The 25,474-nt window shown below is 39.6% G+C and carries 19 protein-coding genes and 1 pseudogene; 8 read left to right on the forward strand and 12 right to left on the reverse strand.

What is annotated here, in order from left to right; genetic code table 11:
* Positions 1–157: 157 nt before the first annotated feature.
* The 4 genes from MHI55_RS20735 to cysK all read left to right on the forward strand — a co-directional run bounded on the left by MHI55_RS20735 (position 158) and on the right by cysK (position 3,408).
* Positions 158–1,195, forward strand: a complete 1,038-nt coding sequence (locus MHI55_RS20735) for a nucleotide-binding protein (protein ID WP_051447360.1) — start codon at positions 158–160, stop codon at positions 1,193–1,195.
* The gene (locus MHI55_RS20740; protein ID WP_017687536.1) at positions 1,192–1,425 is read left to right on the forward strand and encodes a hypothetical protein; all 234 of its coding nucleotides are present in this window, start codon (positions 1,192–1,194) and stop codon (positions 1,423–1,425) included. Before MHI55_RS20735 ends, MHI55_RS20740 begins: the two co-directional genes overlap by 4 nt.
* A 479-nt stretch (positions 1,426–1,904) precedes the next feature.
* Positions 1,905–2,288: a hypothetical protein gene (locus MHI55_RS20745; RefSeq protein WP_339186606.1), complete on the forward strand. Its 384-nt coding sequence runs from the start codon at positions 1,905–1,907 to the stop codon at positions 2,286–2,288.
* Positions 2,289–2,451: 163 nt separating this feature from the next.
* A complete protein-coding gene (cysK, locus tag MHI55_RS20750) occupies positions 2,452–3,408 on the forward strand; it encodes a cysteine synthase A (RefSeq protein ID WP_340386744.1) in 957 nt (318 codons plus the stop codon).
* 489 nt (positions 3,409–3,897) lie between these two features.
* On the opposite strand, the gene MHI55_RS20755 is transcribed toward cysK, so the two are convergent.
* Positions 3,898–5,862 carry an ATP-dependent DNA helicase gene (locus MHI55_RS20755; protein WP_338587805.1) on the reverse strand — a complete coding sequence of 655 codons (1,965 nt, stop codon included), beginning with the start codon at positions 5,860–5,862 and terminating at the stop codon, positions 3,898–3,900.
* 206 nt (positions 5,863–6,068) lie between these two features.
* Here MHI55_RS20755 and MHI55_RS20760 point away from each other — a divergent pair.
* A pseudogene (locus MHI55_RS20760) lies at positions 6,069–7,568 on the forward strand (catalase); the annotation flags it as partial.
* A gap of 646 nt (positions 7,569–8,214) precedes the next feature.
* The gene (locus MHI55_RS20765) at positions 8,215–9,576 is read left to right on the forward strand and encodes a right-handed parallel beta-helix repeat-containing protein (RefSeq protein ID WP_340386746.1); all 1,362 of its coding nucleotides are present in this window, start codon (positions 8,215–8,217) and stop codon (positions 9,574–9,576) included.
* A 139-nt stretch (positions 9,577–9,715) separates the two neighbouring features.
* On the opposite strand, the gene MHI55_RS20770 is transcribed toward MHI55_RS20765, so the two are convergent.
* The 11 genes from MHI55_RS20770 to MHI55_RS20820 all read right to left on the reverse strand — a co-directional run bounded on the left by MHI55_RS20770 (position 9,716) and on the right by MHI55_RS20820 (position 22,860).
* Entirely contained in the window at positions 9,716–9,997 is a 282-nt protein-coding gene (locus tag MHI55_RS20770) for a DUF6809 family protein (protein WP_340386747.1), read from the reverse strand.
* A 240-nt stretch (positions 9,998–10,237) separates the two neighbouring features.
* Complete coding sequence (locus tag MHI55_RS20775) at positions 10,238–14,935, reverse strand: ATP-binding protein (RefSeq protein WP_340386749.1); 4,698 nt, start codon at positions 14,933–14,935, stop codon at positions 10,238–10,240.
* A 99-nt stretch (positions 14,936–15,034) separates the two neighbouring features.
* A complete protein-coding gene (locus tag MHI55_RS20780) occupies positions 15,035–15,676 on the reverse strand; it encodes a DUF6037 family protein (protein ID WP_340386751.1) in 642 nt (213 codons plus the stop codon).
* A 737-nt stretch (positions 15,677–16,413) separates the two neighbouring features.
* Positions 16,414–16,659 carry a hypothetical protein gene (locus MHI55_RS20785; protein WP_340386753.1) on the reverse strand — a complete coding sequence of 82 codons (246 nt, stop codon included), beginning with the start codon at positions 16,657–16,659 and terminating at the stop codon, positions 16,414–16,416.
* A 77-nt stretch (positions 16,660–16,736) separates the two neighbouring features.
* Positions 16,737–17,177, reverse strand: a complete 441-nt coding sequence (locus MHI55_RS20790) for a hypothetical protein (protein ID WP_340386755.1) — start codon at positions 17,175–17,177, stop codon at positions 16,737–16,739.
* A gap of 58 nt (positions 17,178–17,235) precedes the next feature.
* Positions 17,236–17,619 (reverse strand): hypothetical protein, encoded by a 384-nt coding sequence (locus MHI55_RS20795; RefSeq protein ID WP_340386757.1) that lies wholly within the window; start codon positions 17,617–17,619, stop codon positions 17,236–17,238.
* A complete protein-coding gene (locus tag MHI55_RS20800; RefSeq protein ID WP_340386758.1) occupies positions 17,613–18,035 on the reverse strand; it encodes a hypothetical protein in 423 nt (140 codons plus the stop codon). The genes MHI55_RS20795 and MHI55_RS20800 overlap by 7 nt, the downstream gene beginning before the upstream one ends.
* Positions 18,036–18,056: 21 nt before the next feature.
* Positions 18,057–18,518 carry a WXG100 family type VII secretion target gene (locus MHI55_RS20805; RefSeq protein ID WP_340386759.1) on the reverse strand — a complete coding sequence of 154 codons (462 nt, stop codon included), beginning with the start codon at positions 18,516–18,518 and terminating at the stop codon, positions 18,057–18,059.
* A 211-nt stretch (positions 18,519–18,729) separates the two neighbouring features.
* Positions 18,730–20,151, reverse strand: coding sequence for a hypothetical protein (locus MHI55_RS20810; protein ID WP_340386761.1), 1,422 nt, complete (start codon positions 20,149–20,151; stop codon positions 18,730–18,732).
* Between the two features lie 315 nt (positions 20,152–20,466).
* Complete coding sequence (locus tag MHI55_RS20815) at positions 20,467–22,335, reverse strand: hypothetical protein (protein WP_340386763.1); 1,869 nt, start codon at positions 22,333–22,335, stop codon at positions 20,467–20,469.
* Between the two features lie 72 nt (positions 22,336–22,407).
* Positions 22,408–22,860, reverse strand: a complete 453-nt coding sequence (locus MHI55_RS20820; protein ID WP_340386765.1) for a GNAT family N-acetyltransferase — start codon at positions 22,858–22,860, stop codon at positions 22,408–22,410.
* A gap of 960 nt (positions 22,861–23,820) precedes the next feature.
* On the opposite strand from MHI55_RS20820, the gene MHI55_RS20825 reads away from it, so the two are divergent.
* Positions 23,821–24,339: a GNAT family protein gene (locus tag MHI55_RS20825; protein ID WP_340386767.1), complete on the forward strand. Its 519-nt coding sequence runs from the start codon at positions 23,821–23,823 to the stop codon at positions 24,337–24,339.
* A gap of 520 nt (positions 24,340–24,859) precedes the next feature.
* The gene (locus tag MHI55_RS20830) at positions 24,860–25,423 is read left to right on the forward strand and encodes a DUF4879 domain-containing protein (protein ID WP_076250953.1); all 564 of its coding nucleotides are present in this window, start codon (positions 24,860–24,862) and stop codon (positions 25,421–25,423) included.
* The last annotated feature ends 51 nt before the right edge of the window (positions 25,424–25,474 follow it).

Here is a 25,474-nt window from a genome sequence, read left to right on the forward strand (position 1 = left end):
TTGCGCTTTTTAAAGGAATCATTTTCCTTTCACACATACACTATAGCAAACGTAATCGGCTTATTCTTTGTCCAGTTCAGACGTTTCCAGACTTACTCTGCTGTTTATGGTATAATATAACAATTGAATCCCACTACCGTTTAAGCGAGGCGGATTGATGAAAACGTTAAAGCCAAGAGTCTTTATTGGCTGCTCGCTGGAAGCGAAGCCGATTGCAGCCGCAGTACACGAAAACTTACGTTTTTCAGCCGAAGTTACCCCTTGGTATTCTGGGGTTTTTAATCCAAGCAGCTATACCATGGACGATCTGGAAGTAGAGGTCCGTACGACTGACTTTGCCATTTTTATTTTTCATCCGGATGATATATCCAAAATCCGCGGGAAGTACTACGCGTCGGTCCGGGATAATACAATGCTGGAAATGGGTCTGTTTATGGGTCGTCTGGGACGAAAACGTATTTTTTTCATTCTTCCTGAAGATATTACAGACATCAAGGACACAACTAAGGTTGAAGGATTGCGTATGCCCACAGATCTGCTGGGGTTAAATCCACTCGTATATGAAATCCGTTCTGACGGAAAGTGGGCACCAGCCGTGTCCGTGGCATGTTCCAAAATCGCAGACAGTATTGAGGAACAAGGACGCTGGAGTGATCCAGAATTGGAGAACATCATTGAGAAGCATAAACGCACTGAGGGAGAAGCAAGGTTACAACTGCTTAAGTTGCTGCGGTTCTTTAGGGAATTGCTGCGTACCCGCAAAGCAGATGCCAAGATGCTGGAGCGAATGAGCGATGCCTTACGTACTGCCTTTGTCTCTCATCCTCCATTCGCTGTACGTGGCACAGCCATATACCGTACAGATGACAGTGGTTACATCGAGCAATTATGTGGTAATGTTGGAGAACCGGGGAGAAAGTATGACTTGTCCGCTAACGACGACAAACAACCGGATGATCCCAAGCGCATTCTGGTGATTGATTCTTACCGGGAGAATAAAATCAAGATCAACCTGTATGATGATTACCTTGAGAAAGAGTATCTGCTATGCTATCCTGTAGCCAAGAGGTATGTAATCACCGTTCACATTATTGGACATATTGAAGCGGATGAGGCGGTATTTCAGCAGATTGACCTACAGAATCGTCAACTGTTCAACGCCATCAACGATTTGTTAGGAGGCGAACCGGAATGAAACCGGAAACGAAAAAAATAAGCAAGCGCTGGGGCAGCGAAAAAAAGGTACGCCTCAGTTCTGCGCCCGAATCATCACGACCGGTTCCGGAACCCAAGGAAGAAGATCGTTTCCACAAGCCGGCCGTACCGCTAACTACCATTGGGCCCTCCCTGAAGGGCAAGGAAAGACCTTATAAGGTCATCCTTGAAAAAGAGGCGTTCTACGAAAAGCCTCAATATCTTGCTTAATTTCTGAACACATCATCAAACCTGCCGCTGAATCGGCAGTATTCCATAGGCCCCGCCGCCCAAGGCAGGGGCTTTTTTGTTGCTCATTTTCTCTAAAATAAAACTGCTTCTACTCGTTGACCTGGTGCCATCGTGTTGCGGCAAGGCATCCTTGAATCATGATCATAATCGTAATAGCAATTCATTGCAGTAATTCATTGCTTGTAATTACTTCTGTAGCAGACTGCATTGCATAAGGTTTATTTGGTTTATGGCCTTAGGTTTCCTGCAAAACCCATAAATTATACCTTATTTTGGAGCAGGCTTGTCCCTAAATCCCTAGCCTCACTCACTATCTGTACCTTTAGGAAAATGCGATAATGTTTGCTTCCAATATTTCTCGGTTGTATTGTGTATCTCCATTACATATATTGATTATAATATAGGAACACATGTTCTGTAAATATAAAATTCCAATTAAAGGTTAAGGAAGTGAACATATGACATCCTCAACTTCCGCCCCATCCCCTGCGGATGAAGACCATCGTCTGATTAAAGGTCTGGTTGTGCGCACGCTATTGCTGGATGTACTTGAACGAGATATTCACACACTGGATACGTTGCTACTGAAGATGCCCGAAGTCTACATTCTGTCGCTGACCCGCATTCAAAACAATGTGCTCAAGGAGATGTTGGCCCTTCGTAAACAGATGAGAACCCGCGGTGTCAAAGTACTGGAAGAGAAACGGGAAACCGAGGGCATCGAAACTCTGTATATGTGCAGAGGGTATTGGCAACGGTTCTATATGCTGTGGACATTCGCACGTAATGAAGTCAAAAAAGAACTCAGTCGGCATCTGCAGATGGACTTGGCGCAGACTTGATACAACTCTGACAATATAGAACCCATTCCCCAGCAAAACAAGTTGACCACGGAAGGTTACGTTCATTAAGATGGAATAGAGATATCCAACCATTCCAATAAGGCATGATATAGTTTCAACCGGATATACTCTCAACGTCTTATCAATCAAGGAGTTGTACTTCATGGATTTGAATACACATTCGATTAAACAAACACCCGCACATACAGGCATTGCCGCAGATGTAACCGAACTGATCGGCCAGACACCTGCCGTTAAACTGAACAGACTCACAGGCAGCAACTCTGCTGATGTATACGTGAAACTGGAATACTTCAACCCAAGTGGCAGCGTCAAAGACCGTGCCGCCTACAACCTGATCGTTCAGGCTGAACTTGCGGGACACTTGGTCCCTGGTGCTACCATTATTGAACCGACGAGCGGCAATACCGGGATTGGTCTTGCGATGAATGCCGCCGCCAAAGGATATAAAGCCATTCTGATCATGCCGGACAATATGTCCAAGGAGCGCATCAACATTCTGAAAGCCTATGGCGCAGATGTAGTGCTCACCCCTGCTGCGGAGCGGATGCCTGGTGCGATTCGCAAAGCGAAAGAACTTCAGGCAGACATTCCGGGAAGTTTCATTCCGCAGCAATTCGAGAACCAGGCGAACCCGGACATTCACCGGATCACGACGGCTCCCGAGATTATGCAGCAGATGGATGGCAGGCTGGACGCCTTCATCGCTACGGCCGGGACTGGCGGAACCATTACCGGAACGGGAGAAGAACTGCGCAAGCAGTTACCTGATATCCGCATCTATGCGGTGGAGCCCAAAGGTTCTCCGGTGTTGTCCGGTGGCGAGCCCGGACCACACAAGCTCGTCGGTACAAGTCCGGGGTTCATTCCGGACATCCTGAATACCGACGTGTGGGATGCCATCATCCAGGTGTCCGATGAGGACGCACTGGATACGATGCGGCAGCTTGCTGCCCGGGAAGGGCTGTTGCTCGGCCCTTCCTCTGGCGCTTCGGTGTGGGCCTCCCTTCGCATCGCGAAGGAACTGGGGCCGGGGCACCGGGTGCTCTGCATTGCGCCGGATACCGGGGAACGGTATCTGAGCATGGGTATTTTTTAACACAGCAAACATCTATACACATCACAAAGGGGCTTCCATCTCCCATAAGTCATGAGCATGACAGAGGCCCTCCCTTATTAGCGCTCATTGGTCATTGGTTCTAATGAACCTGACACACGCTATTCGCTCCTATTTGCGCAGGTCTGACGTGTAACGAATCACAGCGACGTTATTTCTCCAAATTCGGTCGATTTACAGGCTTAAGAGCTATTTTCGGCGGGATAACGTTACTGAGATTCGTTAGAATTTACATCTCTTCATTATCACCCTAATATGGTGCGGTAGGTTCGTTAGAATGTTGGAGCGATTGGGAGCGAGGAGCGAGGGAAAATTCCTTGAAAAAAAGGGAAGAGAAGTACATTAGAGGAACCATCAAAATAAACAAAAAAGCTCTTGCTCCCATACGGATGATGAATCCGCAGAGAACAAGAACTTATTTTGGTAAGAAACTTTGTATGAAACAAAGCAAGAATATTTAACGTAAGCTAATTAATGTGTCAGGGTTGTCCATTCCACACCTTCAGGAAGCAGGGCCGCAATGCGGTCTTTGGCTTCCTTTTTGGTATACAGCGATTCATCGAGAATGACCGCGGAACCGGAATCTGTGCTTGTCCGAATCAGACGTCCGAGACCTTGCTTCACACGCAAGAGCATATACGGAAGATCGATCTCTTCGTATGGTGCTGCCGACGCACTGCGTTTCGCATTGAAGACAGGGTCCTGTGGTGGATACGGAAGCGACCAGATCATGACATTGGATAATGACGGGCCTGGAACGTCCAGTCCTTCCCACAGATTAACGGAGCACAGCACACTCTCCTCATCCTGCTGGAACGCCGCGATCAGATCACTGATCTCCCGATCGCCCTCATACATAAAGCGCAAACCTTCTGCTTCAGGTACATGAACGATGTCCTGCTTGAACGCACGTAGCTCTTCCATCGTACGGAACAGAACCAGCGCACGTCCTCCACTCTCCTGAAGTAACGACACCGCATCACGCATGCGATTTTCGTTCTCCGGGTGACCCGGTATAGCTTCATCGGTAATTTTCATCTTCATTTTGTCCGCATAATCATACGGGGAAGCCACCGAGAATGATACAAAATCATCAATGCCCAAGCTGTCCGCTACATAACGGAACGAACTATCCACAGATAATGTTGCAGAGGAGAACACGATTGGAATACCTGTGTTGAACACACGCTCGTTCAGCATTTCCTTCACGGTGCGCGGCATGATCGATAAGGTCGTCTCATCCTCGCTCTCTTCCGCCCAACAGATGTAACCATCTTCCTTACGGAACAAAGCAAGTGCAGACTGAATCATGTCCAGATGTTCTTCCACGACACGCATCTGATAACCATCCAGCGAGAACAATCCGCTCTCAAATACCAGTTCCTCACCGATCGCATCCAGCACACTCGTCAGGCGTTCAATCTCACGCAGCAGTGGCGGCTCTACCCGAACTTCTTTCCGTTCCGATCCCGGAATCGCCACCGTATACGTATCCAGCAATGCAAACAGTCGCTCACTGCTCTCAATCGCTTCATCCACACGCTCCGCGAGGGATTCACGAATCTCTCCTTCTAACAAGCGAGTGACGAGTTCCTCGAAGATACGGTGCTTCAGTTTGTAGCTTAATGCGTTCAGGGCTGCTTCTTCCAGCAAATGTCCTTCATCAAATACAACCGAGCTGTGATCAGGCAGCAGTGGTAATTGTCCCTCACGCTTGCGCGCATCATAGGTCCACACATGCTCCATGTAATAATCATGGGAACAGATGATGATGTCTTTGGAACGACGGTAATGGTCACGCGACAGCGTCAGGCCGCAGCGTTGTCTTTTTGGACAAACAAAACAATCCTGGAACGGGTCCCAGTTGATTTTGTTCCACTGACGATCATTCAGATGTGGATACTGTTTACGGTCACCATACGGATGGAAAGCCTGAAGTGTACCCGGCGTATTTACAAAATCCGGAAGGCTCTCATGCACTTCTTCAATAACAGGCGCATCCTCATCCGCAAATCGCATTGCACTTAATTTGTTCAAGCAAACGTATTGGTCCGGTGATTTGCCCAGACGTGCGTCCACTTCCAAGTCCAGATGTGCAGCCAGCTTCGCAATATCTCCGCCGGGCTTCACAAGCTGTTCAATCAAGGACTCATCGGCACAGGCAATCACCGCCGGTTTGCCCGTATAACGTGCATAACAGACCGCGTAGAGCAGATAGACTAACGTCTTGCCTGTTCCGACACCGGCCTCCGCCATAATGGTCTTTTTATCTCCATAGGCCCGTTCGAGCTGGTACGCCATAAAAATCTGTTCATCCCGTACCTCGAAGCCGGACTCTGGCAAAATATCGTAAAAAACATCGGCAACCCATTCCCCGAGACGGGATACAAAAGGTTCAGCCGGATCATATGCAAAAGGATAACGTTGTGTAGACAATCCTAGGTCAGCCTCCATTCTTAGACGCGGTCCTCTTTCATTTTTCCGTTCAAAAAAGGCCGCAGGGCAAAAGTTAATTATCTCACGCGATGAAGCGGGTGACAAGCTTTTTTTACGAGATTATTTGCGAGGTTTAATGTATAGAACCAATTTTCAGGGAAAATATATACAGGAATCCACTTTAAGGAAAGGCGGTGCTCCACTCCATGAATCATCAGTCTTCACAACCAGAGCATTCCTCAGACAAATCAGCTGAGACATTAACGGATCGACAAGGTCATCCGATTACGGACAATCAGAATGTTCGAACCGTTGGCAGTCGGGGACCGACTACGCTGGAGAACTATCATTTTCTCGAAAAGATTACTCACTTCGACCGCGAACGTATTCCGGAACGTGTGGTCCATGCCCGCGGCGCTGGCGCTCATGGCATATTTGAAGCGTATGGAACAGCCGGGAGTGAACCGGTATCGAAGTACACACGTGCACGTCTGTTTCAGGAAAAAGGCAAACAAACGCCCGTTTTCGTTCGCTTCTCTACCGTTATACATGGCGGACATTCACCGGAGACACTGCGGGACCCGCGCGGATTTGCTGTAAAATTCTATACTGAAGATGGCAACTGGGATCTGGTGGGTAACAATCTGAAAATCTTTTTCATTCGCGACCCGCTTAAATTCCCGGATATGGTACACGCCTTCAAGCCAGACCCGTTGACCAATGCACAGGATATGGAGCGGTTTTTCGACTTTGTCTCGCTGAGTCCTGAAGCTACCCATATGGTGACATTCCTCTCCTCTCCATGGGGCATTCCAGCGAATTATCGGCAGATGCAAGGGTCGGGTGTTAATACATACAAGTGGGTCAATCAGGAAGGCACAGGCGTACTCATTAAATACCACTGGGAACCGCTCAATCAAGGGATACGCAACCTGCTGCAAAAAGACGCGAGCGAGATTCAGGGACTGAACTTCAACCATGCGACGTTGGATCTGTATCACGCCATTGAACAAGGGGACTATCCCGAATGGGAGCTGTGCGTTCAAGTGATGGAAGACGGCGAGCATCCGGAGTTGGATTTCGACCCGCTGGACCCAACCAAGCTATGGCCGCAAGATCAGTTCCCTTTTCTACCTGTGGGCAAAATGACGTTGAATCGTAATCCCGAAGATTATTTCAATGAAGTGGAGCAAGCAGCGTTCGGGACAGGTGTCTTGGTGGACGGGCTGGATTTCTCAGATGACAAACTGCTGCAAGGACGGACCTTCTCCTATTCGGATACCCAGCGTCACCGGGTTGGTGCGAACTATCTGCAACTGCCTGTGAATGCACCGAAAAATCGGGTAGCCACGAATCAGAGCGGCGGACAGATGCAGTATCAAGTGGATCGTGCGCCGGGTCAGAATCCACATGTAAATTACGAACCTTCGTCGCTTGGTGGCTTAAAGGAAGCAGCCCCACGTGGCAAGGAACATGAACCACTGGTGGAAGGCAAACTTGTTCGTGAGAAGATTGAGCGTACCAATGACTTTGGACAAGCGGGTGATACGTACCGGGCGTTCGAAGATTGGGAGCGAGATGAGTTGGTCAGCAACATGGTCGGGGCTTTGGCGCAATGCAAACCGGATATCCGGGAGCGCATGATCTCTCATTTTACCCAAGCCGATGCCGATTATGGTCGTCGTGTGGCTGAAGGGCTGGCCTCTGTTCCAACCGATGATAGTGCCACAGTCCAACCGAAACCTGAACCAAGTGTCGAGCAAGCAGAGAAACGCAGTCGTGAGACGGACGGATATTAAAGCAGCTGGACAGCGTTTGGACTGATAAATCTGACATTGTTAGTACATTTGAGTATTTTGAGTAAGCAGATTACGTTCTGAATTAAACATAGCCCTGATCGTCAAGTTGCCAGTTGCAGCTGCTATCAGGGCTTTTTCATGACTAGCTGGAGTGTAATCTCCACTTCAGGATGCATACTGCTATTTATTTTAGATTGAATGAAGTTCATATGAGTGGATCATAAGTAAAACTGGTACTCTGAGGATTGAAAAGCGTACTTCTCTACGTTCATTTCAGATGATTCTTCGTTAAATGAGAGCTATCACCCAATGGAAAGATTACATAACCCTTGTGATATTACAGTCATTGGAAGCTTCCAGGCCTGAACCGCCTGCATGTAACTCCATCTGATCAGATGATTATTGATGATAACGCTTACAACAATTACCATAAAGCTGTGTCCTAGAGATTACATCTAACCAGCCGGCATGATCTATCTCATAGGTAACGGTCTGGTACACGGCTACCACATGCTCTTCATTCTATTCCCAATTAACCAAGGAGGTTTGCGTAATGAAATTATTCCCATCTACATCCACTCATGCACCTGTACGATCCGAACGTTCACTGAAATCGAAAATGGCCCAGATCTGTCTGAGCGCCGCGTTCCCTCTATTATTGATTGGTGGTGGATCGGCCGGTGCTGAGGAACTGATCGAGAGCAGCTTGCAAAATCCCTCTGAATCGGTGGCGACTTCGAATATCGCACTTGCTGCGGGTGATCTGTATGTGTCTCCTGGCGGCTCAGCCAGCAATCCGGGAACACTGAACAGCCCTACGTCACTCGCTAACGCATTAACCCAGATCGCCCCAGGCAAGACCATCTATCTGCGCGGCGGCAACTACAGCTTTTCTCAGACTATTACCATTGAACGTGGCAACAGCGGCACATCGAGCCAACGTAAAAACCTGGTGGCGTATGGATCGGAAAAACCGGTCTTTGATTTCTCAGCCCAAACCTTCGCTTCCACCAATCGTGGACTGCAAATGTTCGGAGACTACTGGTTCGTCAAAGGGCTTGAGGTGAAGGGTGCGGGCGACAACGGCATCTTCATCGGAGGCAGTTACAACCGTCTGGAGCAGATCGAAGCTCATCACAACCGGGATACGGGTATTCAAATGGGACGTTATGCTTCCACAGCCGCCAAGAGTGAATGGCCTGCATATAATGAAGTGATTCGTTCCTACTCCCACAACAACTATGACCCAGATGACGGCGAGGATGCAGACGGTTTTGCGGCAAAACTAACTGTAGGCCCGGGCAATGTCTTCGACGGTTGTATTGCCGCCTATAACGTGGACGATGGCTGGGATCTCTATAGCAAAACGGACACAGGCGCCATCGGCGCGGTTACGATCCGTAACAGCATCGCCTACGCCAATGGAGCAACGGCAGACGGTACTTCCACCTCTAACAGCGATGGCAACGGCTTCAAGCTGGGTGGTGAGAAGATTGCAGTGAATCACATCGTTGAGAACAATATTGCTTTTAATAATAAAAAGCACGGCTTCACCTATAACAGTAATCCCGGTTCGATCCAGATGAAAAACAACACCTCCTGGAACAATGGACAAAGCAACTTTGCCTTTGATGTAGGCACCCACATCTTCACCAACAACCTGTCCTTCCAAGGCGGCGCCAGTGACAAAACCAGCGGAACCGACGTCAGCAGCACCAACGTTTGGTGGAAAAACAAGAAAAGCGTTAACGACAAAGGCCTGCTTGCCAGCGCAGCCGACTTTGTCTCCCTCGTGCCTTCGGTAACGCGCAGCGCGGACGGAACGCCTGTCTTGGGTAATTTCCTGAAGCTTGCGAACGGCAGTGATCTGATTGGATCGGGTACGCCATCGGGTACGAATATTGGTGCGCGGTAAGTGGTAGTTATTGAGATAAAGGAATAATTTTAAAGCAGAATCCCCTCCCCCATGCCAGCCTGATCGGTGGTAATGGAGAAGGGGATTTTTGAATTGCTTTGTATTGTTTGCTGGCTTCTAGGTTGAAAGATACTCACACTCACGTTTTGCCTAAAATCTCAATGATGAGTCTACCGCCTGTGCGAAAACCTTGTTCGAATGCCGCTTCCACATACATCGACGTGGATTGTCCGATTAAGTCTATCAGTTGCTCCAAAGCATCGTATTCATTCTCGGTAAGATGTGTTTTGAAGGCCTGCATGAGGTCTGATATTTGACGATTGATCTCCTGATATTCGGAGTGCTCAGGATGAATCGACTCGTCCAGCCGCAAGTTTCCGTGAAACAAATCTTCGATCAGGTTTGACATGTCATCCTTCATGGTAAGGTCACCTCAGGAAGATTGTACATCAAGTAAAGAGACGAATTAGGATTTTAGCGGGAAATCCGCTAAGAGTGTTTGGTATTGGCGAGCAACTCTATTCTTCTTTCCCACACTTTTCTTGACAACACGCACAAAAATGTCGATGGATTATTGTGAGAGTTCTTTCCCAAAGATAAGGATATATAATCAACCATCGTTTGAGAAAATATCTGGGGATAGAAACAGCTCACTAATCTTTCACAGAGGAATTTCCATATAATTCGCCTTTAATTTATTACAGAAGTTCACCCAATCTGTTACATCGCTAAACTTTCTCTTTTCATAATAGAGCTTCAAAGGCAAAATGCCACCGCCAGTTAGCCACGATGTATGCATACTAAGTATTTCAGAAAAAATATCAACCACTTCCCACTCTGTTAGTATTTGAGAGTAACAATATGAAAAGTTTTCTAAGTCACTATTAATAGAATATAATTTTAATTCCTCACCAAATGTTCCTCTATCAATATGACCACTAACTAAATTAGTGTATATATTCTGAATCATTTCATTATTTAAGAGTGGGAAAATTTCCTTAAATGCTCTATCTGCTCCATCATATTCCCAATTGTAACTGTCTTCTCTTTCCATTAATAGTTCATACATATCAACAGTGTATCTTTGTATCTCTGCTGAGTGTGACACTTTCAATTTGCGGATGAAACTAACAACATAATCCCATCTAAAACTATCGTCATTCAATGCAAACCGTTCTTTTAGATAAACACATATTTCATCATCAGATAGTTCTTTGGTTTTATCTAAAAAATTTTGCGTTCTTTCAAAGGGAAATCCATCTTTATCAAACCATCGAGTAGGAATAATAAAACTATGCTTATCCTTGCTTATCCTTTCTAATCCAAATTGAAACTTCGATATTTTCTTCATTTCTTCCATTATATTTTCATAGCCGAGCCGACTACTCGCCAGAAGAAGAGCTTCTTTTATGTCATTTATATACACTATTCTTAATTTATTTTCACCATCATACTCTCTAGGATTCTCTAACACATAAAAAATTTCTGTAGCAACTTCCCATATGGACAATAATTCCTGTTTTGAAAAATCATTAAACTCAAGCGCACCAATGACGCCATCGAAAATAGTCTGTATCCATTGTCGGTCCCAGTTGTGTGAGACGTTTGCAAATTCCCATAATGATTTGACTCCATTTTCCCCTGCCGATATCGCTATTGCGGAATCTATAGCAACGCCAGCTCTGTTATCACCAGTGTCAGACGCATTTTGGGATACATTGAGTAATTGGATGCCGAGTGTATCCCAGTAACTATTTTCAAAACTGTTTAATAATTGGTACCATTTAAGCGGAGTGTACAGGGAATAATCCTTTCTACCAACATAACCAATCAATTTTCTTTTTAAAATTCCCTGAGCTTTTTTTGCCGACTCACTCCATCCTAATTCTATCGCCTTTTCTATAAACTCCTCTGCTATCTCATTTAATTCTGATAACTCTTGCTTCCAGACCAATCCATCTTCACACATCCAATGATCAAACAAATCTATCAATACTTGAAGTTCATTTCTTTTCACCAAATAACTCCAATAAATATCTAGGTGGCGAATGTTATCAAATCTTTGTGCCCTGTTCACAAATTGTTTTTGGAGTATTTTAGCATAACTCTCGTCCAATTTGTTCGTAGCGAAAATCAATTTATTCAATAAAGATGCTTCAATCTCATGACCGCCAACATCATATCTTCCGTAAATATTTCGCTCATCTAATAGAACCTCAATTAGATTTTCAAAATCTTCAGGTAATATTTCACATAACTTAGCATCATTCAAGCATTTAAACATATACCCCAAGTAAGAGCCTGCTTTGAGTAAAGATCGGGCAGCCCAATAATCACGATCTTTTTTAGTCAATTTCCCATGCCTATATATGCTTAAACTAAGATTAGTAATTTCATCACTGTCTACATCGTTATATGAAAGAATAAACGCAATTAATATATGATGTGGAAATGAATCCCTTTCAAATTTAAAGTTAGCCTCTTTAATATAATTAAAATGCTCAGTCACAACTTCCGCCATTAAATTGGTATAAGGTTCTGTCAAATTATTGAGTATCGTGCATACAATCAATTTAATTTTAAAAATCTTGGAGAAATCATCGATTGTAAAGTCATTTGTTATCTTCAATACCATCTCGGTATTGTTTATATCAATTAATGTAGATAGAAATAACTCTAAGTCCTCTTGGAAGTAATAACTCAGATTCTCTAAAGTATTCATTACAATATCATTGTCAATATATTCTCTTCCTTCATTCAACCAACCTTTTGCAAAATTAGCCCGCGATTGCTTTATTTCTTCAGAATCATCTTTATTATTGTGATTTTTCTCAAAACCAACGATCATTGTTTGTTGACATATCGCCCCCCACCACTCAAGAGCAGAGTTAATATCTCTGATAATTTCTTCTTCAAGTATCTCACTAGTCATATTATGATTATTAATTAAAAGTTCATAAACATCTTCTGGAGCTAAATCAGCTAACCATCTTTTTAATACATTCTTTGCTCGATCTAGTTCGTCATGATTAATCAGCAATTGCACATCAGCAAACATCCCCTTGAGTTTATCTACTGTCAGAAGCGGTTTTTGTACTACTTTTTTTTCACTAAATAACGCGGTTGGCAAATCTACTTTCGCATGATATTGTTTATTACTCCATTGTAACGACTGTTGGAATTGGTGTAATGTTGCGACAGCGCAACTTAAACTAACTACTTTATTCATATTGTTGATAATACCATTAGACTTAAGAGTTAGTTTAAGTTGTTCAATTATTTCATCCATAGGCCTTGCTATACTTAAAGCTTCTATCACATATTCTTTAGTAAAAACATTTATGTAATCATATTCTCTATTAGAATATTTCAGCAATTGAAAAATTAACTCATGCCTGCTGATTGCATCATCACTCTTCAGAATTAAGTAGTCCGCAATTCTGCTTGCAACATCAATGAAAGTAGAGACATCCTTACGTATATATCTCTCCAAATATATTCTTACATCGTTATGGAACACTCCGAAGTATCCTTCATTGTTTACAACAACAGGATATAACTTTTGCATAACTCTCTTCCACGCCATTTCAGTTATACCTATATCTCCACAAATATCCACCATAATTTTAGGATCTACTTTTTTATTTAATAAAGAAAATATGCCGGCTAAAACAGTATCTACATAAAAGAACTCTCCCGGTATATTTTCTATTGCAGATTTCCAAATGTATTCATAATAAGCGGTAATGCCACTCGACAATTTTTTATTTCTTAAATGTTCATCTAGTTCTTCCACAGTAGAACAAAGTTTAGCTTCATAAATTGCAAATAAAGCTGAAAGCGTATTGCCTGCCACTGCGTCATGAATTAATTTAATAGCTATATCTGAATACTCTTTAGAAATATTTACGCCTGCATCGTAGTAAAGTTGTTTAATATCTTGCTCATTAACCCTAGGAACAGATACCTCTAAAACTTTGTCCTTATCCGCTAACCAATCAGGATATTGATTATATTCATGTATAGGTTGACCTGCAATCAAAAAACACACTTTTTCAGGGACTCCTTCTGGAGGAACAAGAGTACTTAAAAAAGTTACTTTATCACCTGCTCGAGCAGCATGGTCAATTCCATCAATAGCAATTACCGTCGTAACTCCGCTTTCGATTGCTAATGCTTTTGAAAGTCTTAAAACTTCACTTCTAAGCTCTTCGACCGTAGGTAATAATTCATTAGAAATTGGTACACAATATTTCGAGAGTTTCCCTCTTAACAATTCTCGAAGTTCAATTAACAAATCGCCCCATAAAGCTTTAGGATCGCTGACCCCCTTATCAGCAGGTAAATATAATTCCTCAGCTGATAGTGGTTTGAATGTATGAAATCTAATAGTAATTACAGAATCCACTTTATTTGCAAGATGGCTGACAATATTAGTTTTCCCTGCACCAGGCTCCCCAGTTAGAAATACAACAGGAATTTGTCGACTTCGAAGAACTTCTTCCAATTCATCGGCAAAAGTATATCTTGAAGAAAAGAAAGGTTCTTTTGTTGGAATATCATGAACCCCTTGCAAATTATCTGAGCTCAAAGACAACGCTTCAAGTAAATCTTCCTTCGTTACTTCTTCTCTCTGCCTTAAACTCGTAGCCCATGTCATCAGGGCATAGCACAAACTTTTATGAAGCTGAACAGCAACTCTGGAAGATACTTTAAAATATTTTGAAATTTTCAATGCAACATTATCAATTATTTGGTTTAAATCTTCTTGATTAGCCTTTATTTCAAAATTCTTTAGAAAAGATAACTTTTCCTGATCATTGAGCACATCCATCTCGCTTAGCCATAGTTCCCAGGAAGTTTCCCATTCTTCCCCCATTTTTATATCACTTATATATACAGCACTTTGTAGCTCGTTCCTTATATGTGACCAAAACTTTTCTAAAGGTGGTCGTTCATATTGTCCACCATCCGAATCATTCACAGTATACTTTCTTGATCCAATGTTTCTATTCGTGAACAACACTGCCTTACACGATTTAACCCCTAATTTCTGAGCTCTTTTCCAGTCAGAGCAAAAGTGACGAACATATGAATCTGACTCATCACTTCTCTGGATCATATCAGAGAAAGTTAATGATGCATTTTCTCTTGTATGTTTAATTTGAATACAATCTGTTTCATCGTTATTATAATGTATGACAACGTCATCTAAGCCTTGAAGTTTTCTTGTTTGAAATACAACATGTTTTATATTGTTATCTTGAATAAGCATGTCAAGAGCATATAGTAACCCTACACTCCACTCGTACCAATAAGGATCTGCCATTCCTGCAGTTGTATTGGTTATATCATTCATTTGATAACCTCCGCAATCTTGATTAGGATAGAATCATTTTCATACGTAACTAGTGTACAGTCTGCACAATGCTGATATTTATACATAACTAATATTTTTTTATATTTCTCTAATGATTTCTTCAGTTCTTGTTCTAAAGAGCAAACTTTTATTAGTTGGCGTACTTGACCAGACTGAACTTATATTGTTTTTTCTACAGTGGTTCTCAATATCTCTACCAAATACTCTTTTGGTTTTTTCTAAATTATGCGCTTCAACGCGCCCCCTATAGGTATTTCTAGACCACGTTTTAAAGAAAGGGCGTTCTCCGTCCTTATCATAGTTCCTATCTTTGGTACGGGTTCTTCTTATGGATTCAATTAGCTCCTGTTCCGCAGGAATTATTACCTCATCCAATTGAACACTTCTCATTCTTGCACTAATAGTCTGAAATAAACCTGATGTTGAATGCCTATGATATCCACCCTTATCGGTTTTTACATATTCAACAACATCAAGCATATTTTTTATTTCTCTAAATACATCTAAGGGAAGTGACTCAGACAAATAGTTGTTTGTAACCGAGGCTAACCAACCAACATTATAGTCTTTGATCCCGATCATGAATGTTATGCTATTTAAAAAAAATACTACACTTCCTTTAATTCCATTGTGTTCAAAATTAAAAAGAATACTATCAGTACTCTTCTCTTCACATATCGCAATTAAATTCTTGATTTCAGCTGTGATATTAATTGTCATCTATACTCAACTCCTGTTGCACCATTTGTTGTGATCCTTTCACTTAGTTCGACCACATTCTACAATTTTCCTGCTTTTGGATAGTTTATTGGGCACTAAAAGAACCAGATAGCCTCTCTGTATGGGAGACATACTGATTCTGACTAAATGTTTAGCTCTGGGCACCCAAAATACTCTGGTATCCGAACCCAAACACTGAAAACTTTAAAAAAAAGAAGTGTTCAGTATAAACTGTACCCTATAGGGTACTTTGTAAAGGTCTCTCTATGGGGTATTATTTTGTCGATAAAGAGTCTTATGAATCAATTGATGTAGGGCAAAAAGTAAAAATCACTGTTGATTTTAACCAACAAGAATCCTTGCCACCTATTAGGACGGTTGTGAGTATTGAAAAAATCAATGAATAAGTTACTCAATAGAGAAATTCCCCGCAATAACTTCAAAAATCTAAAAAAGAACCATGATAATTTAAAACCGACAATCCAAGACTGAGGGGGATTATCATGGTTCTTTTTACTCAATAACACACTTTTTCACCGAGCCGCTGTTCGTTTTCATGATTCGAACATATTCTGAACATTCGTTGTTCTTCGCAAATGATTTATGATTCACATCCAGTGAGTTACGAATTCAGATCCAATCTTTTTTTGACGATATCTAATAATTTATAAATTCCCTCTTTTTCCTCCGGATGCTCCTCCACGTATTTCCCACTGTAAATTTCTATAGTTATAAAATTAATCATATTTCATGACTGCCATTACATCTTCATCATATGCTGGAGGCTCTCCAATAAAACACACTTTCTGATCACCAATGTACTCTTCCTCTTCTGGCATGTGATAGGATGAAAGTTGTACTTCCAGTGGACCTAAACCATAACCCTGTCTGTCATGATCTCCAAAGTATTTTAATGCTCTGGGTACATCGATAATCCAGAAATAAGAGTCGACTAATTGATCTATTTCAGCTTTTGTTGTCATTATTTTGTACATCAATTATCTCTTCCTTAATATTAATCTGAAATGCAGGATCAACATTCTTTATGTTCCCTTTCTCATCATTTAGAAGTTAGTCTTTGGGATTTTTTATAACACCAGTCTGGATCATCCGGTAAAGATTTCAGTTTATGTATGTCCTCCCAGTTGTATACCCAATCATTGTCTGCAATCCAGAAATAATCATCAGGATTCAGCTTTAGATATTCATAAATAAAATGAAGTATTAACTCTTGATTACCATAGATATCCTCAATGTGCCCGACTTGGCATAGTGATACATTAGGATCTAAACCTAAATCTTCGTGATAATAAAATTCAGTACTTGGGCTACTAATGCTGTGAATATGGAAAATTAATGAGGATTCATTGTCCCCTGTAAATGACTTATGATTAATAATCAGCGTTGTATACAGGAACTCTCCATCATTTGTATATGTTTTATTGTTATAGAAATAGAGAGCAGAGTCCGAATGAAAAGCCGCAACAATAGTGTCAGCCAAGAGCTTCTCTGGTGAATATATCTTTTTTTGTTAAAATAACAGATGAAGTTCCCATTTTTTACTTCAATACCCCCTTGAGTTCCTCTAAAGAGTTCACAACAGTAACACCTTTAGACTTAATTAAGTCTAATTTTAGAGAATCTTTAGGGTGTGGATTAGTCAATGGCTTGTCAATATATAAAATAACCTTCTTTTGTTCATAGTTAAAGTAATCTTGGTGTTTTACATTAACGTATTTATCAAACTGTTCCACATCAGTGAAGGCTTTCAATGATTTTTTAACTTCAATAATCTCATGTTTAGTTACTACATTAAAATTCCCTGCAGGATTGCCATCAGCCCTTTGAATTTTTTGGCTGAAGGCTGTAACTTCCTTACTTTCTCTTACAGCGTAAGCTGCTTTGGCTTCAGTTGCTCTTCCTGAGTCCTTACTGTTTAACAATTGATATTTTTGGGATGCTGATCATCCCAATGGAGAACATTACCAGCTGGATTAGTATATTTCGTTTTGTTTCCTTCTTTAACTAAAGTACCAACATTAGAAGACTGTCCGGTAACGCCAGCACCTTCCTTCTTACCATTTCCTCTTCTTGCTTCAGCCGCTTCCAAATTCTTTTTAATCTTCGCCACAGCCGGATCAGAAACAGGCAACCGAAAAGGCCCTCTGCCACCCGGCATACTCCCGCGAACCATCTGAAATGCCATACATAGCTGACTGAACTTTAGAGAAGTCAACATCATCTGAGCATACTTATCGGATACAGGCTCGCCTGTGTACGGATGGATTTTCTTTTCAAAGGCTTTGATCTGCATCGCATAAATATCTTCCCCTGGCGGTTCTACATTCACAGCTTGCATCCGATTAAAATCCAAATGCCCTTAGTCGCTCTGATACGCCTGAAGCGCAGCCTGGTCCGAGACACCATTTTCATTGACAGGGATCCACATTAACTTTCCAAACATATTAACTTGTGCCATCCGGTATCCCTTATCAATTGAACTTGAATTACTTCCCGAGGTCTTCATCATCGTTGCCGCACCTATAGCCCCAATAGCACTGCCCAGACTCACCTTCTCAGCATCTGCATTCTCAAACCGCATGGCAATATCCTTCAGTTCCTTCGAGGTGTTCACCATACTCTCCAGCGCTTTATCCAGAAGGGGGCGTGAACGCTCAATCTCATGGTAAAACCTCTCCTGCGTCGCCCCCATCCACATAGCTTGAAGGAACATACTCTGCCTGGAGAGATTATCTTGGATATGCTCCAATTGTTTCCTCGCCTGATCCACCTGACTTGATACGTGATGTAAGTGCTCAGGTGTTACTTTGATTGTACTCATCCGTTTTCACCGCTTATTTTATGTAGGATATATCTATGTTAGCAGAAACTACGGAGTTGAAGTACCCTTGCTTCTTTATGACCAATGAAAGACTCCAGAACGCATTTATAGGGCATAGACCATCGTCTACCGAGGATTTTGTTAAGAGATTGAAATAGCCCTAAGAATGGCTCTCTAGGGCTTTTTGATATGGATAAAATATGAGTTTTATTTATTCATTATTACTACAATTGCATTCATTAATTATCTTCGATATTCTATTATAGTTCGTCAAATCGATATTCGGAATACTTAATATTTTTTCTTTGTTGTTACAAATAATACGCTTACATTTTCTTCGATATAATTGTCCATTAGAAGATGAAGCGAGGTTGCTTCTATATGCCATACTAAATTCTAAACTATCAAGTGCGGAATTTAAGGTTTCAATGCAATCTATATCCCAATCTAAATAATTAAAACAACATTCAATGTAATTAGATTCATCTGAAACTAATTTATGATAATTGTTAAATTGTGAATTTGAATCTGTCTTAAAAAACCAAGATGATTGTTCAAAAATATATTTTTTGAAGATATTATTCTGGTTAAGTATCCGCAGTTTTCTATCGTCTGGTTCAAAGGAAGCGATTAAAGCGATGGTACGAACTAAAATTTTATCGATATTAATACCTTTGTACCTGTCTAATGTTTCAACTAATAATTCCCAGAACCTCTTCTGATTATTATCTAAAAAAAAGAAAGGTTCACCTAACCATTCTGATAATCTCTCCAATATAAATTTTGAATCGACCGAAATAGCCAATTCCAGTACTTGTGGGAAATGTTCATAAAAGTTAAAGAAATTAAATGGAGTTGCTGAAATTTCTTCAATAATTCCTTCTATAATACCTTCATGTTTAGATTCAAGTATATCCTTCCAATAATTAATGTTAGATTCCTTTATTAATAGCTTACTGGGGTCATTTTTTTTCAAGTTAGTAAATAATTCATGGAAGAAGTCTTTGGATTTATTCTTAATAGTTACGTTTAAGTCGTTTATTATTGCGGTTACTCTTTCTGGATTCACTATATCAGGATAGCTATAGTATTTATATATATTTTCCAATTCTTTTAATGTGTACTGCTCACCACCAAGGACATAAAATTTATTCAAGTTATCAATCAAGTAATTCCAAAAAGATTCTACGGTTGAACTATCAATGGTTACCTGTTTTTTTGCATGCACGCAATCATTTCTAATGTCTCTCCAATAATTATAAGCTGATTTTGTCTGTTCCCCATTAGTAAAATGTAGAATACCAATAGGCTTTCTATTCTTTTCATCCGCACAAGATGCTTCAACAATACTATTTAAGAAGCTTTCCCAACTATCATCATTCTCTAATTTCTTAATAAGTTCGTTTTCCCAGAACAAAGGATTTGGATTGGAACTGACAGCTTCTTTACCATAGGGGCACTCTAATATTCTATTTCTAACAATAGTTTTAAATGCAAGATAAGACATAACAAATGCAGACTTATAAGCCCCAATTTTATAGCAACGAACAGATTCTTCAAAAAAATCATGTGCAGAGTCTGATTCCTTAAATGGTTTAGTTTCGTCTACCCATTTTTCAATTTGTAATTTCAAACGATATTACCTCCATAATATAGTTGTGTACTCAAAGTAAACCTACACTATTTATTATTATTAGTATTATTATTTTTTCGAAGTAGTTCCATAGATATCTTAAATGGGATTACTTATTTGAAAAACGGTTTACTGCCCGTTTATACTCTAGAGTAATAATAATCCAAGGAGGGTGTCCATGGGTTATTATTACTCTAAGCTTCAAGACAACAGAATGCGTATGGAAGTACAATATTGTCTAATATGCCTCGTTCTGTTCGGAATTAGAAAGAGTGTCTGTACTATCTTGGTTGTTAGAAATTGATTCACTTACATTTATTTGATTTTAATCCTCAACCTCGCACCATATCCCTTATGGGCTAAAACTCTATACCCAAAGCCATGAGTGTTTATTAGAGGAACTAATTTCTGTTTAATATCTTTAGTAGCGTTATTCTCCCTACCACTCTTATTGTTCTTAGCTTCATGTAAATCTAATGTAGTGGAATCCTCAGATATAGTAAGAATAGCTGAATCAATATCGGTTTGAAGCCGTTTCTCGGGGGATTTTGACATATCTAAAATCTTTGTTCTACTAATTAGAAATAACTTGAAGCCATCAAATTTTCTATTTACAGAATTATTGAGTTGTTCTAATTCGTGAACCCGATCCTGATTATCGTTGATTGCATTCTCTGCTTTCATTGCAAGTTGAATCACCCCATAATTTTTTTGTTCGAAATCTGGAGCTAAAAAACCAAAATGATGATAATGATTTTTTTCAATATGTAAAACTAAATTTTCATTCTTGAGAAAATATTTTAGGACATCTAAAAAAAACATCTCAAATACACTGTTAAGTTTCGGATAGTACCATTGGCTAAAGTTTGAATAAGTTTCTTCCAGAATCTTCTCTTTAATCACTTCTAACTCGACTGTTAAAGAAGAATTAGCTTCTGAGATTTTATCAAGTTCAAAAGCTATACCTAATATATCTGAGTCATGATAATATATAATTTCGTTAAATAATGTATCCAAGTATGAAACAATAGCAAATATCAATTTGTTCAGATTAGATGATGAAATAGATTTCGATATAAAAAAATTGATATAAGCTTCATTACTTATCGGATTAATATCTACATCAAAGATAACTTCATTAAATTTGTTCAACATAGAACTTAGCTTGTTTTTTAGGCGAATATGGTCTCCTTTAAACATATCATATTCTAGAGTAACTTTAGAAAATGGAATAAATTTAGGATTTTCGATTCTAATCAATTCAGTTGTGAAAAGTGATTCTTTGAATATTTCATCAAAAGTAAATTTATTTTGTTCAAAGTTTTTTTTCATCTCTAGTGAATATTCTGCTTGTTTACAGATAACATTTGACTCTAAATATAACTCTGTATATAGAGAGTTATGTAAGGAACCCATCAAACTTTTTTCATTAGAAACAAAGGATTTTAAATTTAGAATTGCTGACATTAAATCAATTTTAATAGGTAAATGAGAGTAATGACTGTCAATTGAGATAATAGATAATTGTCTAATCATATAAAAAGTATTTTTAAGTCTATCAAGTTTATGGGAGTCTACTTTATAGTGTTTAGAGAAATCATCTAATAATAAAGATTTAAGTAAAACTATAAAAATAGTATTAGATTTTCTAGAATTGCATAGCATGTATACTCTAAGAATACTAAGGACATAATGTAATTTGGAATAATTGTTTCCCAAAATTATTTTCGATGCATAATCTTTCAAATCTTTATCCTTTATCTTATTGAGTACATATCTTCTCATTTTGGTGTGATTTAATAAGTAGTTTGTTAGAAACTTTTCATCACCTAAAGTATTTTTTGCGTGACCTAAATTTGAGAGAAGGAACCAACTTTTCAGAATAGCTTCTCCATTGTATGTAATGCCATTGATCTTCAAACTTCCTAAAGCTAAATCAGCATCTCCCGAATGCATTTTTCGGGTGATCTCAGTTATACCGCATTGTAACATAAGGTAATCCCATCGACTATGTGAGACATTATCAAAAACAGAAGAAATTAACCCAAGATGTTTAATATTTTTTTGGCGCTCAATTTCATTGATTTTTTTATAGAAATCAAGAGTAACGTAAGCGCAGTCAAAAAAATTAATATTCATGACTCCAAGTAATGGGACAGCTACTTTTTGAGATATGGTATCCAAAATTTTCAACCCTCCGTAAACTTCACTATATATAAACAATAACCGTAGAAGCTTTAGCACTCTATTCTATTTTTATAGCACTTTACGTAACACCATAAACGGTTCCAATCCTGATTCTTCAGCTATCATTCCTTCAATTTCAAAGCCACATTTTTCAATATACAAATGTTTGACATTCTGATAGCTTAATAGTGTTTTCAAAAGGATTTCTGGCATATCTTCAAATCGAGCAACTAAAATCAATAAAGCTACTAAAAATGTACCTATGTTGTTGTTTTGCACATCTTCACGCACATATAATGTATGCAATACCAGAGTACTAAATCCCATTCTATAAGCAACAGCTACTCCACAATATTTCCCATAAATATCTGTTAAGGCTATAGTGAAGATTTCATCGCTTTTTAATGTTACTAACTCCTCCTTTAAATCAGTTGGTGGAGTAACGGGCGTTATTACATCATTTGAAATTTTTTTGATACACTCCTCGAAATATTCACGCCTATTATCAATTCTGCCTTTCATATGCAAATTTATTATTGACATTCGAATATTTTGGCATATTCTACTTCCATGTTCTTAATTGCGTCCAGAATTTCATCTACGGTCATACTCAGATCAACACTCCTTTAGTCATTCTTATACTTTATCTTTATTTTATCATAAATTAAATAAAGTCACTTCCATAAATTAAGTTGGTTGTCATGTTAAGACCCTTTTCCAGTGAGTCTAACTTGCGTTATGCAAACTTAGTTTTCTAAACTCTTTCAGAACACTTCTGAATAATAACAATAACGTTCCTGCTTCTATTCGATCAGGTAACATCTTGATATACGTAATGTCCATTCTTTCACTCCCTATCATTCATTAGATATATTAAAGAGCTAATCTCGACATATACTCTGTAATCTTCAGGATTCATTGCAAACATTTCAGTCGTTTCGTTAAATACAAGCACTTCATCTTCGTTTTTCGGATAATAAAATGATCCGTCAACTCTAGTATCTCCCTATGGAAGAATGATTGAGAAACTTAATAATATCACTCATACTGTATTCGTTTCTAAATCACGGTACGATCTGAAAAACCAAAGTCTAGCCGAGCATCTCCGAAGCTTTTGATCCCCCTCGATCTTTAGAGCAAAATCGAAAGCATATTGAGAAACTACTTTCCTGTAAAGTTAGGTTAAAACATTGGCCTCTTCCTGCCAATCGGGGCCATACTGTAAAAGGTACTTCTTTTCCCGAGATTTTTCGTGCAAAATACAAGCCTTCGTCACAGGGAATACATGCGATTCAAGGGGCTATGTTGAATAACGAAATAGGAATGTTATACTTGCTTTACAAAAACTTAATTGCCAAATTCAACATTTTTCAACATATTAAAAAAGAGGAATTAGAACAAACTGAAATCGTGGTGCAGATTATAATTTACAGAAGTAGATTCGTAGTATCTTGCATTAAAGTTGATTGGAGGAAAGGGTTCATGAATATAATAATCGAGAAGTTAAAAGATACAGATATTGAAGACTTGTATGAATTCGAAACTGAAAACAGAATTTTTTTCGAGGAAATGGTACCGTCTCGAGAAGATGATTATTACATACCTGAGGTTTTTAAAGTAAGGAATGAATCTCTGCTTGATGAACAAGTCAAAGGCCTCTCCTTTTTTTATTTAATAAAAGACGAAAATAACTCTATTCTTGGAAGAATAAATTTAGTTGATATTGATTCCGATAAAATAGGATTTCTCGGCTATAGAGTGGGACAAATCCACACTGGAAAAGGTGTTGCTAAAAAAGCATTAAAATTATTACTCGATACGATAGTTGATTTAGATATAAAAGAAGTTAAGGCAAAAACAACCACCAATAATTTAGCATCTCAAAAAGTTTTAGAGCAAAACGGATTCGAGCATACAGAAACTAGCGATAAACAATTTAAAATGAATGGGCAAATGTTAAAATTCATTACTTATAAATGGATAAATAAATCATTATTCTAATCACTAATCGGACACTGCTGTTTAAGCTGAAGATCATAAGCCAAATTCCTCGTTCATGATACTGAGGGGTTAGGCTTTTTTCGTCTTTTTAGATACATTTTTAACAATTAATAGAATTAAAGAATGAACTTGACTTGTGCCAACGAATAGGTGTACTATATGTTTGTATAAATGGAATATATTACAATTTAAATATTTATTTTGGAATCTTATATTATCAAGATGGGTATCAGAGCCTATCATAGCTAAGATATCAATGCGTATAAATGAGTTTTACATTTTGTCTGCAACACATAATCATTGGCAGGCATTCATTTTACATATACATTCCTACTTCATAGAGTTTTCTAGCCTGTAGAGTTCTACCTCCTTAAATTCTTTTTCAGTAAAGAAAAAAGGGGAAGAACCATCTTTAAAAGAGAGGAGGGCAAGAGGCTTTAATCTGCAAGCAGGTCTATTTGTCGTAACCACATGTTTTTGTAAAAGAATACCCATAACAAGAAAGGTGGAATTTATTGCTATGAGAAAATTGTTTAGTTTAGCTCTTATTCTTGTTCTAGTGCTTTCATTTAATGTAGCTGCCTATGCAGATGGTGACGTGACTCAAGCCAAACCTATGACAAAGGAAGAAATTATTAATTCCAAAGAATTCCGTGAAGCTGTGAAAGCGGCTAAGGCTGAATTCGAATCGCAGAAGGCTGATAATGCGGGTGGTCCAGTTCTGTTTGCGCCTGCTCCGAAAGTATCTCACATTAATGTATATGGTGTCGTATCTCCTAATGGTGGTCAAGAAATTTACGGCTTCAACAACAACCCGCTCTCCACGACCAATGATCATGGCGGGGCTTGGATTCAGTGTATTACTTTCCAGATCGGTTATGACAGCAGTCACTACGGCACACTCGCCGGCAATACAATGACTAACAACTGGTCTGAAGCTATTGATCTGGACGGTGATCGTGTCGTTGATGCTTTTGCCCATTCTTGGGTTTATGAAGCGCCTAGTACAGGTGGACAATTTGTAGGTACGGTCTATTCCATTAATATTCCAACACAGTGGACCGCTTGGATTAATGTTCGTTAACCGGAAGGATGTAATATGAATATTGGAGGAATTGGCTATGACAGCCCACTC

The organism is Paenibacillus sp. FSL E2-0151 (genome assembly GCF_037993015.1).
GTDB lineage: Bacteria > Bacillota > Bacilli > Paenibacillales > Paenibacillaceae > Paenibacillus > Paenibacillus amylolyticus.

Bases quoted from the DNA above. Each gene is read 5' to 3' on its own strand.
- MHI55_RS20745 (WP_339186606.1), top strand. From the start codon at position 1,905: ATGACATCCTCAACTTCCGCCCCATCCCCTGCGGATGAAGACCATCGT.
- MHI55_RS20765 (WP_340386746.1), top strand. From the start codon at position 8,215: ATGAAATTATTCCCATCTACATCCACTCATGCACCTGTACGATCCGAA.
- cysK (WP_340386744.1), top strand. From the start codon at position 2,452: ATGGATTTGAATACACATTCGATTAAACAAACACCCGCACATACAGGC.
- MHI55_RS20805 (WP_340386759.1), bottom strand. From the start codon at position 18,518: ATGAGTACAATCAAAGTAACACCTGAGCACTTACATCACGTATCAAGT.
- MHI55_RS20740 (WP_017687536.1), top strand. From the start codon at position 1,192: ATGAAACCGGAAACGAAAAAAATAAGCAAGCGCTGGGGCAGCGAAAAA.
- MHI55_RS20735 (WP_051447360.1), top strand. From the start codon at position 158: ATGAAAACGTTAAAGCCAAGAGTCTTTATTGGCTGCTCGCTGGAAGCG.
- MHI55_RS20820 (WP_340386765.1), bottom strand. From the start codon at position 22,860: ATGAAAGGCAGAATTGATAATAGGCGTGAATATTTCGAGGAGTGTATC.
- MHI55_RS20785 (WP_340386753.1), bottom strand. From the start codon at position 16,659: ATGACAACAAAAGCTGAAATAGATCAATTAGTCGACTCTTATTTCTGG.
- MHI55_RS20800 (WP_340386758.1), bottom strand. From the start codon at position 18,035: ATGCAAGCTGTGAATGTAGAACCGCCAGGGGAAGATATTTATGCGATG.
- MHI55_RS20825 (WP_340386767.1), top strand. From the start codon at position 23,821: ATGAATATAATAATCGAGAAGTTAAAAGATACAGATATTGAAGACTTG.
- MHI55_RS20780 (WP_340386751.1), bottom strand. From the start codon at position 15,676: ATGACAATTAATATCACAGCTGAAATCAAGAATTTAATTGCGATATGT.
- MHI55_RS20770 (WP_340386747.1), bottom strand. From the start codon at position 9,997: ATGAAGGATGACATGTCAAACCTGATCGAAGATTTGTTTCACGGAAAC.
- MHI55_RS20830 (WP_076250953.1), top strand. From the start codon at position 24,860: ATGAGAAAATTGTTTAGTTTAGCTCTTATTCTTGTTCTAGTGCTTTCA.
- MHI55_RS20775 (WP_340386749.1), bottom strand. From the start codon at position 14,935: ATGAATGATATAACCAATACAACTGCAGGAATGGCAGATCCTTATTGG.